The organism is Streptomyces sp. NPDC034086, assembly GCF_055575515.1.
The window spans coordinates 52,670-68,175 of the sequence record NZ_JBVISM010000017.1; the positions used below are offsets into that span (position 1 = coordinate 52,670).

Genomic DNA, 15,506 nt, shown 5'->3' on the forward strand with positions numbered 1-15,506 from the left:
TGGCGAAGCAGCTCCGGAATGATGTTTCTTCGCTCGCAGCTTCGGGACGGGGGTCGTGTGCCCGCATCAGTGCAGCCGTACTTTTTTCTCAGTTATGCGCATACACCGAGGTTCGGGCCGGGAGGACCCGATCCCGACATGTGGGTGGAGCGACTCTTCCGCGACCTGTGCGGTCACATCATGGCCCTCACGGACCTGCCCGCCGGATCCGAGGCGGGCTTCATGGACCGGGAGATACGCAGCGGCGAGGGCTGGTCGGAGCGGCTCGGGGCGGCGCTCGCCACCTGCCGGGTCTTCGTCCCCCTGTTCTCGCCGCGCTACTTCGCCAGCGAGATGTGCGGGAAGGAGTGGTTCGCCTTCGCCCAGCGCACCATCCAGCACGGGGCGGTCAGCAACCAGCCGGCCGCGGAGGCCATCGTCCCGGCCCTGTGGGTGCCGGTGCCCCCCTCCCAGCTGCCGGGCCCGGCGGAGCGGTTGCAGTTCAACCACAACACCTTCGGCGAGCGCTACGTCACCGACGGGCTGTACGGGCTGATCAAACTGCGCGGGTACGCCGACCAGTACGAGCAGGCCGTGTACGAACTGGCCCGGCGGATCGTCCGGGTCGCGGAGACCGTGCGCCTGCACCCGGTGCGCCCCCTGGACTACCGGGTGGTGCCCAGCGCCTTCGGGAACGGCGGCGGTCAGGGCGGCGGTCCCGGCTCCGGGCCCGCCCGCACCCTCCACGTGACCGTGGCCGCCGCCTCCCGGCACGACCTGCCGGACGGCCGCAGCCCCGAGTACTACGGGGAGAGCGCGACGGACTGGAACCCGTACCACCCCGTCTCCCAGCGGCCCGTCGCCTACGTCGCCGAGGAACTGGTCAGGAACCTCAACTACCAGACGACGATGTCCTCCTTCGACGACGAGGCGGGGCACTTCGACAGCAAGCAGCCGCCGACCCGCCCCGAGATCCTGATCGTCGACCGGTGGGCGGTGGAGGACGAGCAGCGCCGCCGGCGGCTGGCCGCGTTCGACCAGGAGCACCGCCCGTGGATCAACGTGGTCGTGCCGTGGAACCGGTACGACCACCAGAGCCGGGTCAGGGAGGCCGAGCTGGCGCGCCGGCTGGAGGAGACCCTGCCGGTCAAGATGGGCCAGGGCCGGGCCGCCTGCCGGGCCGCGGCCAACGGCGTGGCCAGCCTGGAGACGCTCGGGCAGATCCTTCCCCAGGTGGTCGAGGCGGCCGCCCAGCAGTACCTCAGACACGCCCAGGTGTACCTGCCGGCGGGGAACACCTCCACCGAACGGCCGAGGCTGCTGGGGCCGATGGGAATGGGCGGGTTACCGGCGCCGCCACCGCCGGCCCCCTTCCCCTCCGCCCGGCGGCACGACGGCACGGACGACCCGCCCGGCGGCACCGACGAGCACGGCGAGTACGGCGAGGACACCGACACAGACCCGGGGGGACGCGGATGACAGCCAGTCGTGACAGCCGAGACGGACGCATCGTCACCTTCTACTCGTACAAGGGCGGTACGGGCCGCACGATGGCCCTGGCCAACACCGCCTGGATCCTCGCGGCCAACGGCAAGCGGGTCCTCGCCGTGGACTGGGACCTGGAGGCGCCGGGCCTGCACCGCTTCTTCCACCCCTTCCTCGACCCCTCCACCCTGGGGGCGACCACCGGCGTCATCGACCTGATCAGCGAGTACGCCTGGGCCGCCACCAGCCCGGTGCAGCGCCCGGCCGACTGGCACAAGGACTACGCGCGCGTCCAGCCGCACGCCGTCTCCCTCACCCCCGAGAACCACGGCTGGGAGTTCCCGGACGGCGGCACCCTCGACTTCGTCTCGGCGGGCCGGCAGAACCGCGAGTACTCCGCGACCGTGTCCACCTTCGACTGGGACAACTTCTACGACCGGCTCGGCGGCGGCCTCTTCTTCGACGCCCTGCGGGCCGACATGAAGGCGAACTACGACTACGTCCTCATCGACAGCCGCACCGGCCTCTCCGACATCGCCGACATCTGCACCGTCCACCTCCCCGACGTCCTGGTCGACTGCTTCACCCTGTCCGACCAGTCCATCGACGGAGCGGCCTCGGTGGCCCGGCAGATCGACGAGCGCTTCAACGACCGCGGGATCACGATCTACCCGGTGCCCATGCGCATCGACGAGGGCGAGAAGGAGAAGGCCGACGCGGGCCGCGCCCTGGCCCGGCTCAAGTTCGACCGCTTCCCCAACGGGCTCGCCGGCGAGGAGCTGACCTCGTACTGGGGCGCGGTGGAGATCCCGTACCGCCCCTACTACGCCTACGAGGAGACCCTGGCCACCTTCGGCGACGAGGCCGGGCTCACCAACTCCCTCCTCTCCGCCTTCGAACGGCTCACCACGGTCATCACCGGCGGGGAGATCACCTCCATGCCGGCCATCGGCGAGGAGGTGCGGCTGCGGATCCGGGACGCCTTCACGCGGCGCCGCCCGGCGCTGCCCGCCGACCTGTTCCTCTCCTACGTCGCCGAGAACCGGATGTGGGCGGACTGGATCGAGTCGGTGCTCACCCGGGCCGGGTTCCGGGTCGTCCCCAAGGACGTCTCCGCCGAGCGCGCTCCCGACGCCTCCCCCGGCGACACCCTGGGCGGGTCGGGGCTCAGCGTGGACACCGCCGCCCGGACCGTGGTGCTGCTCTCCAGCGCCTACCTGAAGTCCGCGCGCGCGGTGGACGTGTGGAACCGGGCCGCCGCCGAGGACCCGACCGGGGGCCGTCGCCACCTGGTGCCGCTGCGGGTGGGCGACGTACGCCTGGCCACGCCCTACATCGACCGCAACCCGGTGGACCTGTTCCGGCTCGACGAGATCCACGCGACCGCCGCCCTGCTGCGCGCGGTGGAACGGCCGGCGGCGCTGCCGGACACCGTCGCCGGCGCCTCCCAGCCCGGTCCCCGCTTCCCGGGCACGGTCCCGAAGATCTGGAACGCGCCGCCCCGCAACCCCGGGTTCACCGGCCGGTCCATCGTGCTGGAGCGGATGCGCGACCAGCTCGGCGGCGGCATGGCCGTGGTGCTGCCGCAGCCGCAGACCCTGTACGGACTCGGCGGTGTCGGCAAGACCCAGGTGGCGCTGGAGTACGTGCACCGGTTCATGGCCGACTACGACCTGGTCTGGTGGATCTCCGCGGAGCAGACGGACGGCGTGGTCGCGGCCCTCGCCGAGCTGGCCGTACGGCTGGGCGCGCAGACCGGCGAGGACATGTCGGCCGCGTCCCAGGAGGCGATCGACCTGCTGCGGCGCGGGGTGCCCTCGTCGCGCTGGCTGCTGGTCTTCGACAACGCCGACGACCCGGAGACGCTCAAGCGGTTCTTCCCGCCCGGCGGCCCGGGGCACGTGCTGGTGACCTCGCGCAACCAGTCGTGGTCCCAGTACGGGGACGCGCTGCCGGTGGACGTGTTCCTGCGCGAGGAGTCCATCGAGCACCTCCAGCGGCGGGCGCCCGGGCTGGCCGAGCAGGACGCCGAGCAGGTGGCCGTGGCCGTGGGCGACCTGCCGCTGGCCGTGGAGCAGGCGGGCGCCTGGATCGCGGAGACCGCCACGCCGGTGTCCGCATACCTCGAGCAGCTCGCCGAGCAGACGGCACGGGTGCTGGGCCTGAACCAGCCGGCCGGCTACCCGCAGCCGGTGGCGGCGACGTGGAACGTGTCGATCGAACGGCTCCAGTCCCGCTCCCCCGCCGCCGTGCGGCTGCTCCAGCTGTGCGCCTTCTTCGCGCCGGAGCCGATATCGGCGAACCTCCTCTACAGCAAGGAGATGATCGACGCGCTCAAGCCGTACGACGCCTCCCTCCAGGAGAAGCTGGTGCTGGGCCGGGTGATCCGGGAGATCGGCCGGTTCGCGATGGCCAAGGTCGACCAGGTCGGCAACAGCATCCAGGTGCACCGGCTGGTCCAGGCCGTGATCCGCGCGCAGCTGTCGGAGGAGGAGCAGCGCGAGGCGCGGCACGCGGTGCACCGGATCCTGGCGGGCGCCCGCCCGGACGACGACGAGCCGATAGACAACCCGGAGACGTGGCCGAGGTTCAACACGATCTGGCCGCACCTGAACCCGTCCGAGGCCCGGTTCTGCACGGAGCCGGAGACCCGCAGGCTCCTGATCGACCGGGTGCGCTACCTGTGGAAGCGCGGTGACTTCAAGGCGGCGTACGCGCTGGGCGAGGAACTGCGCGAGGTCTGGCGCGAGATGCTGGGCAGCGACGACCTCCAGTACCTGTACCTGCGGTTCCACCTCTCGAACATCCTGCGTTCGCAGGGCCGGTTCGTGGAGGCGAAGGAGCTGGACGAGGTCACGCTGGACCGGCAGCGGGCCGCGCTGGGCCCCTCGCACCCGCACACGTACATGACCACCAGCGGCCTGGCGATGGACCTGGGCGCGCTCGGCCGGTACGGGGAGGCGATGGAACTGGCCACGGCCGCCCACGAGGGCTTCGGGCAGATCTTCCACGAGGCGCACCCGCGCACCCTGGCCGCGGCGAACAACCTGGCGCTGAACCTGCGGATGGTGGGGCAGTACGCGCGGGCCCGGGAGATCGACCAGGAGGTCTTCGACCGGCGCACCGAGGTGCTGGGCCCGGACCACCCGTACACCCTGTCCTCGGCGCAGAACCTGGCCCGGGACCTGCGCGAGGTGGGCCGGTACGACGATTCGGTGCAGTTGCTGAGCCGGACGTACGAGATCTACAAGCGGCAGCTGGGCCGGGCCTTCCCGGGCACGCTGTCGGCGGCGAAGAACCTGGCGGTGTCGCTGCGGCGGGCCGGGGAGCTGGAGAACGCGCTGCGGCTGACGACGGCGACCCGCAACCGGTACCGGGCCAAGTACACCTCGGTCAATCCCGACCTGCTGGCCTGTGAGCTGAACCTGGCGTCGGACCTGTTCGCGACGGGTGACGCGGGCGCGGCGCGGGACCTGGCGCAGGAGGTCGTGGACGAGTACATGAAGGTGCCGGGCGAGAAGCACCCGTACACCCTGGCGGCGGTCAACAACCTGGCGGTCTTCCACTGGGGGACGGGCGCGGCGGAGACGGCGGAGCCGATGCTGCGGCAGGCGATCCGCGGCATGCGCGAGGTGCTGGGCGACGACCACCCGCACACGATCTTCGCGCATCTGAACCTGGCGAACGTCCGGGCCGATCTGGGGGATCCCGAGGGGGCCCTGGAGCTGGAGCGGGCCGCGGTGGTGCGGTTGCGCGGGGCGCTGGGGGCGCACCATCCGGAGACCCTGGCGAGCGCGTCGAACATGGCGGTCAGCCTGGACATGATGGGCCGCAAGAAGGAGGCGGCGCGGGTGCGGGCGGAGACGGTGTCCGAGCTGACGCGGCTGCTCGGGGAGGACCACGGTCTGACCCGGTACGCCCGTGACGAGCGGCGGGTCCACCGGGACCTGGAGCCGCTCGCGGTGTGATCCGACGGCGGACGGCGGGCCCCGTGGCCGCGGGGTCCCCGGCGTCCGCCACCCGAGAGTGGGGGGGGCGCTGTGCCCGACAGCATGACCTTTCGCAACGAGGACCTGCCGGTCCTCTTCCACCACACCGACCAGGCGGCGGTCTCCCGGCAGCGGGAGTCCACGCTGGCGACGCGCGCGCAGTTGCTGCTGCTGGTCGCGGCGGCGGGGGCCGCGGCCCTGCCGGCCGGGCCGGCGGTGGGCGGGCTGCACGTGTTCGCGGCGGTGAGCGCGCTGGCGTACGCCGGGGTGCTGGCCGTGGGCGTACGGGCGGCCGGGCGCCGGGCCCGTCCGCAGTGGCAGCTCAACCGCAGCGCGGCGGAGTTCATCAAGTCCCTGGCGTGGCGCTACGCCGTGCACGGGGCGCCCTTCGGGTCGGAGGTCGCCGGGCCGGAGGGGGTGTACCGGGCGCGGCTGGAGAAGGGGCTGGACGAGCTGCGCAAGATGGGCTGGCAGGATCCGCGGGCGGCGGGCCTGGTGCCGGAGGGAGGGGAGATCACGGGGGCCATGCAGCGGCTGCGCGGGCTGGACTACCAGGTGCGCAGGGAGACGTACGTCCGGGACCGGCTGATCGAGCAGCGCGACTGGTACCGGCGCCGGACGGAGGGGTCGCGGCGGACGACCGCGCTGTGGTCGTGGACGATCGTGCTGCTGACGTGCCTGGCGCTGCTGCTGGCGCTGCTGGGTGCGTTCGGCTCGGGTCCGGGGGCGGGTGCGGCGGGGCTGCTGAGCGCGGCCGCGGCGGCGGGGATCGCCTGGAACGAGGTGCGCCGCCACCATCCGCTGATCGAGGCGCACGCCCTGATCGAGCAGGACCTGTCGGCGATGATGGTGGTGATGCAGACGACCATCACGGAGTCCCAGTGGCCGTCCGCCGTCTACGAGACGGAGCGGTACGTGTCCCCGCAGCACACCGACTGGCTGGCCCGGCACAGCAGTTGAGCCGGGCGGAGGGGGCGTGGGTCAGTCGCGGGCCACGCCCTCGCGCCAGATGACGGTGACGGGTTTGCCGAGGGCCCGGGCGTAGGCGACGATCTCGCCGGTGCCGCCGTGGCCGCGCGCGGGGAGGCCGTCCCAGACGGCGACGAGCCGGTCGCATCGGTCGGCGATGTAGGTGCCGGCGGCGTAATAGGCCTCGTCGGTGGAGCGGGCGAAGGCCATGCGGACTTCCTGGGCGGCCCGGCGCCGGAGCCGCCGGTAGCGGGCGAGGGCGTCCGGGTCATCGAAGGTGTCCTCGTAGTCCCCGCTGGGGATCACGACGGTGAGGTCCGCGCCGTGTTCCAGGGCGATGCCGGCGAAGAGCTGGTCGGCTCCGTCGGCGAGGCTGGAGTAGGCCTCCAGGGGGCCCCGGTGGCCCGCGAGGACGGCCCGCAGGCCGTCCTCCACGTGGCCGAGCACCTCGTCGGGAATCGACCGGTGGCCGGTCACGCCGATGCGCTTCATAGGAGCTCCTCCCCCGGGACGCCCTGGACATCCTCCCAGAAGCGGGGAGGACGTCCAGGGTGCCTGTGCCGGGGGCCGGCGGATCAGTAGACGCTGACGCCGTAGGCGTTCAGGGCTTCGACGACGGGCTGGAAGTAGGTGGTCCCGCCCGAGGAGCAGTTGCCGCTGCCGCCGGAGGTGAGGCCGACGGCGCGGCTGCCGGAGTAGAGGGGGCCGCCGCTGTCGCCGGGTTCGGCGCAGACGTTGGTCTTGATCATGCCGTAGACGATGTCGCCGCCGCCGTAGTTCACGGTGGCGTTGAGGCCGGTCACGGAGCCGCTGTGGGTGCCGGTGGTGGAGCCGCGCCGGGTGACGGACATGCCGGTGCTGGCGTTGACGGCGCTGGTGATGTCCTGGCCGCCGACGGTACCGGGCGGGACCGGGCTGTTGCTGGCGTACTTGATCAGCCCGTAGTCGTTGGTCGGGAAGCTGCTGCCCGCGGTGGAGCCGAGGACGGTGGTGCGCGCGGAGTTGGCCCACCAGGTGCCCGCGCCCTCGGTGCAGTGGCCGGCGGTCAGGGCGTAGTAGTTGGTTCCGTTGCGGACGTTGAAGCCGAGCGAGCAGCGCCAGCTGTTGGCGTAGATGGCGTCGCCGCCGGAGAGCAGCTTGGTCAGTTTGCCGGGGGTGCGTTCGATGCGCAGGGCGGCGGCGTCCGGGCCGGCCTCGCGGCGGATTCTGGCGATGTCGGCGCTGGTGACGGTGGAGTCGGCGGTGACCACGAGGGTTCCGGTGGCGGGATCGGTGTGCCAGGCGGTGCCGGCGACGTCGGCGCGCAGGACGGAGGCCCCGGCGGCGGCGAGCCGGTCGGCGCTGAAGCCGGTGCCGTTGTCGTCGGCGCTGGCGGCGGTGGGGGCGGCGAGGGCCGCCGTGGCGGCCAGGCCGGCGGCCAGGGCGAGCAGCCGCAGTCGGGTGGTGCTGTTGGTCCTCACTTCACGTCCTCCCGGGTGGGGATCGGGGGCCCGGCTCGGATGGTGGGGGTGCCGGAGCCCGTGAGCGGCGGTGGGGGGACACGGCGGGGGCACGGCCGGGAAGCCGCACTCTCGACGTGACCCTGACAAGTCCGCCGGGTGACGCTGAACGGGAGTGTGCGGGCGTCAGTATCCGGCGGCAAGGGCGCCTTTCAGCCGTCGCTCCCCGGCGGTCACCTCGAAGGGCAGGGTGTTGCCGGGGGGCGGGAACGGGCAGACGAAGTGGTCGGCGAAGGCGCAGGGCGGGAGCTGGGCCCGGTTGAGGTCCACGGTGACGGATCCGTCCGGGCCGGGGGTGCTTGGGTACAGGAAGCGGAAGCGGTAGCTGGAAGTGCCGCTCGTGGCATCGCCGAAGACGGCCCGGAGACTGCCGTCGTCCGCGTCCACGGCCACCTGGAGGGTGTGCGCGACGCCGTCGCGGGTGAAGCCCAGCTCGCCGCCGAGGCCGAGACCGCGGGCGCGGCCGTCGGCGTTCGCGACCTGGACCGTCCGCGGCGCGGGGTAGGGACGGAAGCGTCCCGGCAGCACGAAGGCCGGGTCGTACGGGGTGGCCTCGATGCCTTCGAAGGCGCGCCGGGCCGCCGCTCCCGGGTCGTAGACGCGCACCGCCCACTGCCCCTCGCGGCGGATCACCGGGAGCCGCACCTCCCCGGCGGTCAGCCGGGCCTGCGCGGGCCCGCCCTCGTCCGCGGTGAGGACGGTCCGTCCTGTGAGGGGCCGTCCGTCGAGCGCGAGGCCGTCCCCGGCGGTGGCGGTCAGCACCACCGCCCCGCCCTGGACGCGCCAGTGTCCCGGAACGGCGGGAATTCGACCTTCCGGGTAGTCGGCGATCCAGCGGGTTCCCGTCAGGGCGAGGGGACCGTAGGGGGCGGAGACGGTGGTCACCCGGTGCTCGTGCCACTCCCGCCAGGCCGTGCTCGCTTCTTCGGCGCTCATGCCGCTCAGCCCTTCCCCCGCCGGGCGGACGGGAACCTCCGGGTAACCCGTCCGGACCTGGGCGGCTGACGGCGGATCAGCAGTCGCAGCCGCACCCGTCACAGCAGCAGCCGTCACAGTTGCAGCAGTCGCAGCAGTCGCACCCGTCACAGTTGTCGCACCAGGCATCACGCTTCTGCCGCGACCAGGGGCCTTCGTGTTCGGTGCAGCAGAGCTGGCAGGTGCAGAAGAGGCCGATCGCCACCGCGCAGCCGTGCAGCAGTCCGCGGCGCGGCTTCTGCGGGGGCGGCCCGCCGAAGCCGCCGCCGGGGCCGCCCGGCCCCATCGGCGGCGTCCCGGGCCCGCCCGGGGCGTACGGGGCGTACGGGCCGCCCTGGCCCCCGCCGTACGGGCCCGCGCCGTACGGGCCGCCCTGGCCGTACGCGGCGTGCGGCGCGCCCGCGGCCGGGCCCTGCGGGGGCGGCCCGTACCCCTGCGGGGGCTGCCCGTGGCCCTGGCCCGCGGGGTGCGCGGCGGTGTGCCCGCACGAGGAGGTGCCGAACGCCCGGTCCACGGAGGTGCGCAGCTCGTGCACCAGCAGCCGGTGGGCGAGCCCCGCGTCGGCGAACTCCACCTCCCGCAGCGCCAGCCGTATCCCGCGCAGCGCGTCGTCACACAGCCGGCGGGCCTCGGCGAGGGAGGTGCCGGTGGCGGTGAGCGGGTTCCAGGCGCCCGCCTCGGCGTCGGCGCGCTGGTCCTCGACGGCGTCCAGCAGGTGCGCGAGCCGCCCGAAGTACCGGCCGGCCTCGGCGAGGGCGGGGCCGTTGCCCGGCCGGCCCGCGAGGACCGCGGTATGGGCGAAGGCGGCCGCGGTCGCGGTCTCCGTCGGCTCGGTGACCACCAGCACGGGCGTGCCCGGACCGGCCAGGGTCTCGATGCCGCCCTGGCGGTCCACGGCGTCCACCAGCACCGCCGTGTCGAAGCCGAGCGAGGCTCCGGTGCGGGCGCCGGCCCGGTCCCAGCCCCGGGCCACCCTGCGCGCGGCGGCGGCGATCGGGGCGCGGGCCAACAGCCCGTCCCGGTCGGCCACGTGGTCCCGCACCTTCGCCGAGGCGAGCACCAGCGAGACGGCCGCCGCGAGCCGGGCGCCCTCGCCGTTGGCCACGGGCGCGGTGCGCATGCCGCGCAGCGGGCACGGCCCGGCGGTGTGCCGGGCACCGGGCAGCGGTCCGGACTGAGCCTCCGTCAGAACGGAGACGAGCAGCCCGTCGTAGTTGGTGACGATCCTGGCGAACTGCCCGTGGTCACCGCGAAGTGCCAGGCAGAGCCCGCAGAGATGAGCCGTCCACTCGGTCTTGAAGCGCTCGCCCAGCCGGTGCGCGCAAGGTCTGACTATGCCGAACAACCGCTTCCCCCGTGTGTCATACGCGTATTTCCGGGGCATCGTATCCAGCCTGGCGGATCACTCTTACGCCCCAGCGGCTCACCCGGACGGCAGCGGCGGTCGTATTTTCACTCAGTCAGCAGCGGGAGCGTCCGGGAGCCTCGTCAGTGCAACGGATGTTCTGCACCAGTCCCGTCACGAAACATCTGCGCGGCGGCTATCCACTTGGCGCGTTGTCAGCATCATGGACGACGATAGGGGCAGCGGAGAAGAAGACGACTGGCCACGGTGAAAGGAGGCGTCCATGGGTTCGGTACGCAAGGCGAGTGCCTGGTTGGGTCTCGTAGAGGACAGCGACGACGAGCGGTACTACGACGACGACTACGCGGAGGCGGTGGAGCGCCAGCAGGGCTCGGTCTCCGGCCCCGGTGACCAGTGGGTCACCGACCCGCGGGTGAAGGTGGCCTCGGATTCCGCGGTCGAGCGCGGCCGGCGGATCGCGACCGTGACCCCGGACGGCTTCCGCGACGCGCGCGGCATCGGCGAGCTGTTCCGCGAGGGCGTCCCGGTCATCGTCAACCTGTCGTCGATGGACCCGGCCGACGCCAAGCGCGTGGTCGACTTCGCGGCCGGCCTGACCTTCGGACTGCGCGGGTCGATCGAGCGGGTGGCGACCAGGGTCTTCCTGCTGACCCCGGCCGACACGCAGATCGTCAGCGGCGAGGCGGGCGGCCGCGCCCGCGACTTCTTCAACCAGAGCTGAGTCCGGGGGACACCTCCGGGCGTCCCCCGGACGCGGCGGCCGGGGACCCCGCCGGTCTACCGGAAGGCGTCGAGCCCGGTGAGCGCCTTGCCCAGCACCAACTGGTGCATCTCGACGGTGCCCTCGTAGGTGAGCACCGACTCCAGGTTGGTGGCGTGCCGCATGACGGGGTACTCCAGGGAGATCCCGTTGGCCCCGAGGATGGTCCGCGCGGTGCGGCAGATGTCGATGGCCTCGCGGACGTTGTTGAGTTTGCCGAAGCTGATCTGCTCCGGCCGCAGGGTTCCCGCGTCCATGCGGCGGCCCAGGTGGTGGGCGAGCAGGATGCCCTTGTGGAGTTCCAGCGCCATGTCGGAGAGCTTGGCCTGGGTGAGCTGGAAGCCGCCGATCGGCCTGCCGAACTGCTCCCGCGTCCTGGCGTAGTCGAGCGCCGCCTCGAAGCTGGCGCGCGCCGCGCCCATGGACCCCCAGATGATCCCGTACCGCGCGTGGCTCAGGCAGCCCAGCGGTCCCTTGAGCCCCGTGACGTCCGGAAGCACCGCGTCCGCGGGCAGGCGTACGTCGTCCAGCACCAGCTCGCTCGTCACCGACGCGCGCAGCGACCACTTGTGCTTGATCTCGGGCGCCGAGAAGCCGGCGCTGTCGGTCGGTACGGCGAAGCCGCGGATCCCCTCGTCCGTCTGCGCCCAGACGACGGCGACGGCGGCCACCGAGCCGTTGGTGATCCACATCTTGCGGCCGTTCAGCACCCAGTCGGAGCCGTCGCGCTTGGCGTACGTGCGCATCGCGGCCGGGTCGGAGCCGATGTCGGGCTCGGTCAGCGCGAAGCAGCCGATCAGCTCGCCGGCGGCCATGCCGGGCAGCCAGCGCTGCTTCTGCTCCTCGGAGCCGTACTTCCAGATCGCGTACATGGCGAGGGAGCCCTGTACGGAGACCAGCGAGCGGATCCCGGAGTCCGCGGCCTCCAGCTCCAGGCAGGCCAGGCCGTACTGGACGGCGCTCGCGCCCGCGCAGCCGTAGCCGGTCAGGGACATGCCGAGGGCTCCGATCGAGCCGAGCTCGCGGGCCAGCTCCCGGATCGGGGGGAGCTCCCCGTCCTCGTACCACTGGGCGATGTGCGGCAGGATCCGGTCGGCGGCCCAGGAACGGACGGTGTCGCGGACGGCGAGGTCCTCGGGGCCGAGCAGCTCGTCGAGTCCGAGCGGGTCGGTGGGGGCGAACGGGGTCTTCGGCGCGGACAAAGGGGCCTCCCGGCGGCCACGTGGTTCGGAACCTAGCGGTGCAAGTTTGTCGCCGACCCGGCTCCCGGTCCACCCCCGGCCGGGCGGGAGGCTGGTCCGCTCAGCCCTGGCGGCCGGAGCTGCCGCCCAGCGCCGGATCGCGCTCGGCCCGGCCCGGGCCGGGGATCCCGGCGCCGGCGGACGGCCGGGACGGGCCGTCGGGCTGCGCGGGCAGGCGTACGGCGGCCCCGGTCTCCGCGGCGCCGGCCTCGCCGCGGTCGGCGGCCTCGGTGGTGTCCATGGTGCGCGGCAGCTTGAGCGCCATCACGGCGCCCGCCAGCAGCAGGCACGCGCTGACCACGAGGGTGACGTGCAGCCCGTGCACGAAGGAGTCGCGGGCGGCCGTGTAGAGGGACTCCCCCGCCGGGCCGCCGAGGTGGGCCGCGATCTGGTAGGCCTGCCCGAGGGAGTTCGCGGCGCCCGCCGCGTCCTTGGCGGGGACGCCGGGGACGTCCAGCAGGCCGGGCCGGTAGGCGGCGTTCATCACACTGCCGAGCAGGGCGATGCCCATGCCGGCGCCGAGCTGGTACGAGGTCTCGCCTATGGAGGCGGCGCCGCCGGCGGTTTCCGCCGGGGCCTCGCTCAGCATGGACTCGTAGGCGGCGAAGAGGGTGGTCTGGAGCCCGAAGCCGAGCAGGACGAAGCCCACGGTCAGCAGTGCGGGCCGGTCGTGCTGGCCCATCAGCGTCAGCAGCAGCACCGCGCCGGCGGTGACGACGAAGCCCAGCGAGACCATGGTGCGCGGGCCGACCCGCTGGAGGGTGTGGGAACCGGTGGCGCCCGCGGCCATGGCGGCGAAGGTGAGCGGCAGCAGCCGCAGGCCGGTCTCCAGCGGGCTGAGGTCCAGCACCAGCTGGAGGTACTGGACGGCGAGCAGTTCCAGGCCGACCAGGGCCAGCATGGCGAGGACGATGCAGCCGACGGAGGTGGAGAAGGCGGCCCGGGAGAACATCCGCATGTCGATCAGCGGGTGCTCGCGCCGCTTCTGGCGGCGTACGAAGAGGACCAGCAGCAGCACGCCGAGCACCAGCGGAACCAGCGCCCCGGGGTCGGTGAGCTGGCGTTCCGCGCCGATGCGCTTGATGCCGAGCACCGCGCCGAGGACGCCCGCGGCGGCCGTCAGCGCGCCGAGCACGTCCCAGGGACCGTCGGCCGCGCCCCTGGACTCGGGCAGCAGCCAGCGTCCGACCGGCAGGATCAGGGCCATCAGCGGGATGTTGATGAGGAAGACCGAGCCCCACCAGAAGTGCTGGACGAGGAAGCCGCCGAGGACCGGGCCGCCGGCCGCGCCGATGGCGGCGACGGCGGTCCAGATGCCGATGGCCAGCGCCCGCTCCCGCCGGTCGGGGAAGACCTGGCGCAGGATCGACAGGGTGGCCGGCATGATCATCGCCCCGCCGATGCCGAGCAGGGCGCGCGCGGCGATCAGCACCTGGGCGTTGTCGGCGAGGGCGGCGACGGCGGAGGCGACGCCGAAGAGGGTGTAGCCGAGGAGCAGGATCCGGCGGCGGCCGACCCGGTCGCCGAGCGTGCCGAAGAGGATCAGGAGCGCGGCGCAGACCAGCGGGTACGCGTCGACGATCCACAGGAGCTCCATCGAGCCGGGGCGCAGGTCCTCGGTGACGGAGGGGACGGCCACGTGCAGGATCGTCGCGTCGAGCGCGACGAGCACGAGGCTGACGCACAGGACCGCCAGGACCGCCCAGCGGTTGGCGCCGCCGGAGACCGCGGCGAGCCGCTGCCCGAGGGAGGTCCTCCTGTCGCCGGCCGTGTTCGTCCCCGACATGCATGTACCTCCCAGGTGGTCCCTCGCACTCGGCGGACAGCGTCGTGGGCGCCGCGGGTGGTGCGCTGTGCGGCGTCCTACGGGTCCGGCATCGACACGCGAGTGAAGGGTCAGCGTACGCGAGTTCGCGTGTCCCACACGTGGTCAAGCTCTCATCCCGGCGGGGGCCCGCGTGTGGTGTGCGCCACTCGCCCCGGGACGTTCCTCCCCCGTGTGCGCGGGCCCTCACGGTGGGTGCCCGCGATTGCGTTCCCGCCGGTCGCGGCGTCGATACTCGTCCCCGTGACCACTGTGCCCGTCGACGACGTCCCCGCGAAGCATCCCGGACCGCGCCGTGCCGCGCCCGCGCTCGCCGCCTTCGCCGCGGTGCGGCTGCTGGGGCTGGCGGTGATCGCCTTGTGGTGCGCGGCGGCCGGCAGCAGCCCGCACACCCTGCTCTCGGCCCGCTGGGACTCGCTCTGGTACGCGCGGATCGCCGCAGGGGGGTACGGGTACGAGGTGGTGCTGCCGCGCGGGGCCGTCCATTCCGACCTGGCCTTCTTCCCGCTGCTGCCGTGGCTGGAGCGGCTGGTGGCGGCGCCCACGGGGCTTTCGTACGGCTCGGCGGGCCTGGTGGTCTCCGCCGTGGCGGGACCGGCCGCCGCCTGGGGGATCTTCGCCGTCACCGGCCTGCGGTACGGGCGGCGTGCCGGGGTGCTCGCGGCGGCGCTGTGGGCCGCGCTGCCGGTGGGGATCGTGCAGTCCATGGCGTACAGCGAGTCGCTGTTCACCGCCCTGGCCGCCTGGGCGCTGTACGCGGCGCAGCGCGGGCGGTGGATCGCGGCGGGCCTGCTCGCGGCGGGAGCGGGGCTGACCCGGCCGGTCGGGGCGGCGGTGGTCGCGGCGGTGTGGGTGGCGGCCGCCCTGGCCTGGCGGCGCGGGGCCCGCTCGTGGCGGACGGTGGCCGGGGCGCTGCTCGCTCCGCTGGGGGCGGCGGCGTACGTGCTGTGGGTGGGCGCCCGGACCGGTGGCGGGCCGACGGGCTACCTGGACGTGCAGGCGGGCTGGGGCAACGGCTTCGACGGGGGCTGGGCCTTCGCCCGGTTCATCGGGTCGAAGCTGGGCTCCCCCGCCTTCCTCGCCGGCGCGGGCCTGGTCGCGGGGGTGCTGCTGGTGCTGTGGCTGTACCGGCTGTGCGTGCGCGACCGGCAGCCGGCCGCGCTGCTCGTGTACTGCGGGATCGTGGTGGCGCTGGCCCTGTGCGCCTCCGGGTACTTCGGCTCCAAGCCCCGGCTGCTGCTGCCGGCCTTCCCGCTGCTGCTGCCCCCGGCGGTGGCGCTGGCGCGGTGGCGGACCGGGCGGGCGGCGGCCGTAGTGGGTGCGCTGGCGCTGGCCTCGGCGGCGTACGGGGCCTTCTGGCTCAACGGTTCGGGACCTCCGTAGACCGGTGGCGGCGGGCGCGCGGGGACGGGGAACCG

At 73.5% G+C, this 15,506-nt stretch carries 11 protein-coding genes; 5 read left to right on the forward strand and 6 right to left on the reverse strand.

Features of this window, described 5'->3' with window-relative positions; translation table 11 throughout:
• The first annotated feature begins 21 nt into the window (after positions 1–21).
• From ACZ514_RS28155 to ACZ514_RS28165, 3 genes are all read left to right on the forward strand, one after another.
• Positions 22–1,458, forward strand: a complete 1,437-nt coding sequence (locus ACZ514_RS28155) for a TIR-like protein FxsC (protein ID WP_469125998.1) — start codon at positions 22–24, stop codon at positions 1,456–1,458.
• Entirely contained in the window at positions 1,455–5,432 is a 3,978-nt protein-coding gene (gene fxsT, locus ACZ514_RS28160; RefSeq protein ID WP_469125980.1) for an FxSxx-COOH system tetratricopeptide repeat protein, read from the forward strand. Before ACZ514_RS28155 ends, fxsT begins: the two co-directional genes overlap by 4 nt.
• A gap of 84 nt (positions 5,433–5,516) precedes the next feature.
• Positions 5,517–6,413 carry a DUF4231 domain-containing protein gene (locus ACZ514_RS28165; RefSeq protein WP_469125981.1) on the forward strand — a complete coding sequence of 299 codons (897 nt, stop codon included), beginning with the start codon at positions 5,517–5,519 and terminating at the stop codon, positions 6,411–6,413.
• A 21-nt stretch (positions 6,414–6,434) separates the two neighbouring features.
• On the opposite strand, the gene ACZ514_RS28170 is transcribed toward ACZ514_RS28165, so the two are convergent.
• The 4 genes from ACZ514_RS28170 to ACZ514_RS28185 all read right to left on the reverse strand — a co-directional run bounded on the left by ACZ514_RS28170 (position 6,435) and on the right by ACZ514_RS28185 (position 10,241).
• Positions 6,435–6,914 (reverse strand): hypothetical protein, encoded by a 480-nt coding sequence (locus tag ACZ514_RS28170; RefSeq protein WP_468173267.1) that lies wholly within the window; start codon positions 6,912–6,914, stop codon positions 6,435–6,437.
• Positions 6,915–6,997: 83 nt separating this feature from the next.
• Positions 6,998–7,882 (reverse strand): S1 family peptidase, encoded by an 885-nt coding sequence (locus tag ACZ514_RS28175; protein ID WP_468173269.1) that lies wholly within the window; start codon positions 7,880–7,882, stop codon positions 6,998–7,000.
• Positions 7,883–8,047: 165 nt separating this feature from the next.
• Positions 8,048–8,857, reverse strand: coding sequence for a DUF1684 domain-containing protein (locus ACZ514_RS28180; protein WP_469125982.1), 810 nt, complete (start codon positions 8,855–8,857; stop codon positions 8,048–8,050).
• Positions 8,858–8,933: 76 nt separating this feature from the next.
• Positions 8,934–10,241, reverse strand: coding sequence for a DUF5685 family protein (locus tag ACZ514_RS28185; RefSeq protein ID WP_469125983.1), 1,308 nt, complete (start codon positions 10,239–10,241; stop codon positions 8,934–8,936).
• Positions 10,242–10,524: 283 nt separating this feature from the next.
• Between ACZ514_RS28185 and ACZ514_RS28190 the strand changes: the two genes are divergently transcribed.
• Positions 10,525–10,983, forward strand: coding sequence for a cell division protein SepF (locus ACZ514_RS28190; RefSeq protein WP_388943378.1), 459 nt, complete (start codon positions 10,525–10,527; stop codon positions 10,981–10,983).
• 56 nt (positions 10,984–11,039) lie between these two features.
• Here ACZ514_RS28190 and ACZ514_RS28195 read toward each other — a convergent pair whose 3' ends face one another.
• Both ACZ514_RS28195 and ACZ514_RS28200 read right to left on the reverse strand, forming a co-directional pair.
• Positions 11,040–12,224: an acyl-CoA dehydrogenase family protein gene (locus ACZ514_RS28195; RefSeq protein WP_468173275.1), complete on the reverse strand. Its 1,185-nt coding sequence runs from the start codon at positions 12,222–12,224 to the stop codon at positions 11,040–11,042.
• A 100-nt stretch (positions 12,225–12,324) separates the two neighbouring features.
• Positions 12,325–14,049 (reverse strand): MFS transporter, encoded by a 1,725-nt coding sequence (locus ACZ514_RS28200; RefSeq protein ID WP_469125984.1) that lies wholly within the window; start codon positions 14,047–14,049, stop codon positions 12,325–12,327.
• 291 nt (positions 14,050–14,340) lie between these two features.
• On the opposite strand from ACZ514_RS28200, the gene ACZ514_RS28205 reads away from it, so the two are divergent.
• Positions 14,341–15,471, forward strand: a complete 1,131-nt coding sequence (locus ACZ514_RS28205; protein ID WP_469125999.1) for a hypothetical protein — start codon at positions 14,341–14,343, stop codon at positions 15,469–15,471.
• Positions 15,472–15,506 lie beyond the last annotated feature (35 nt).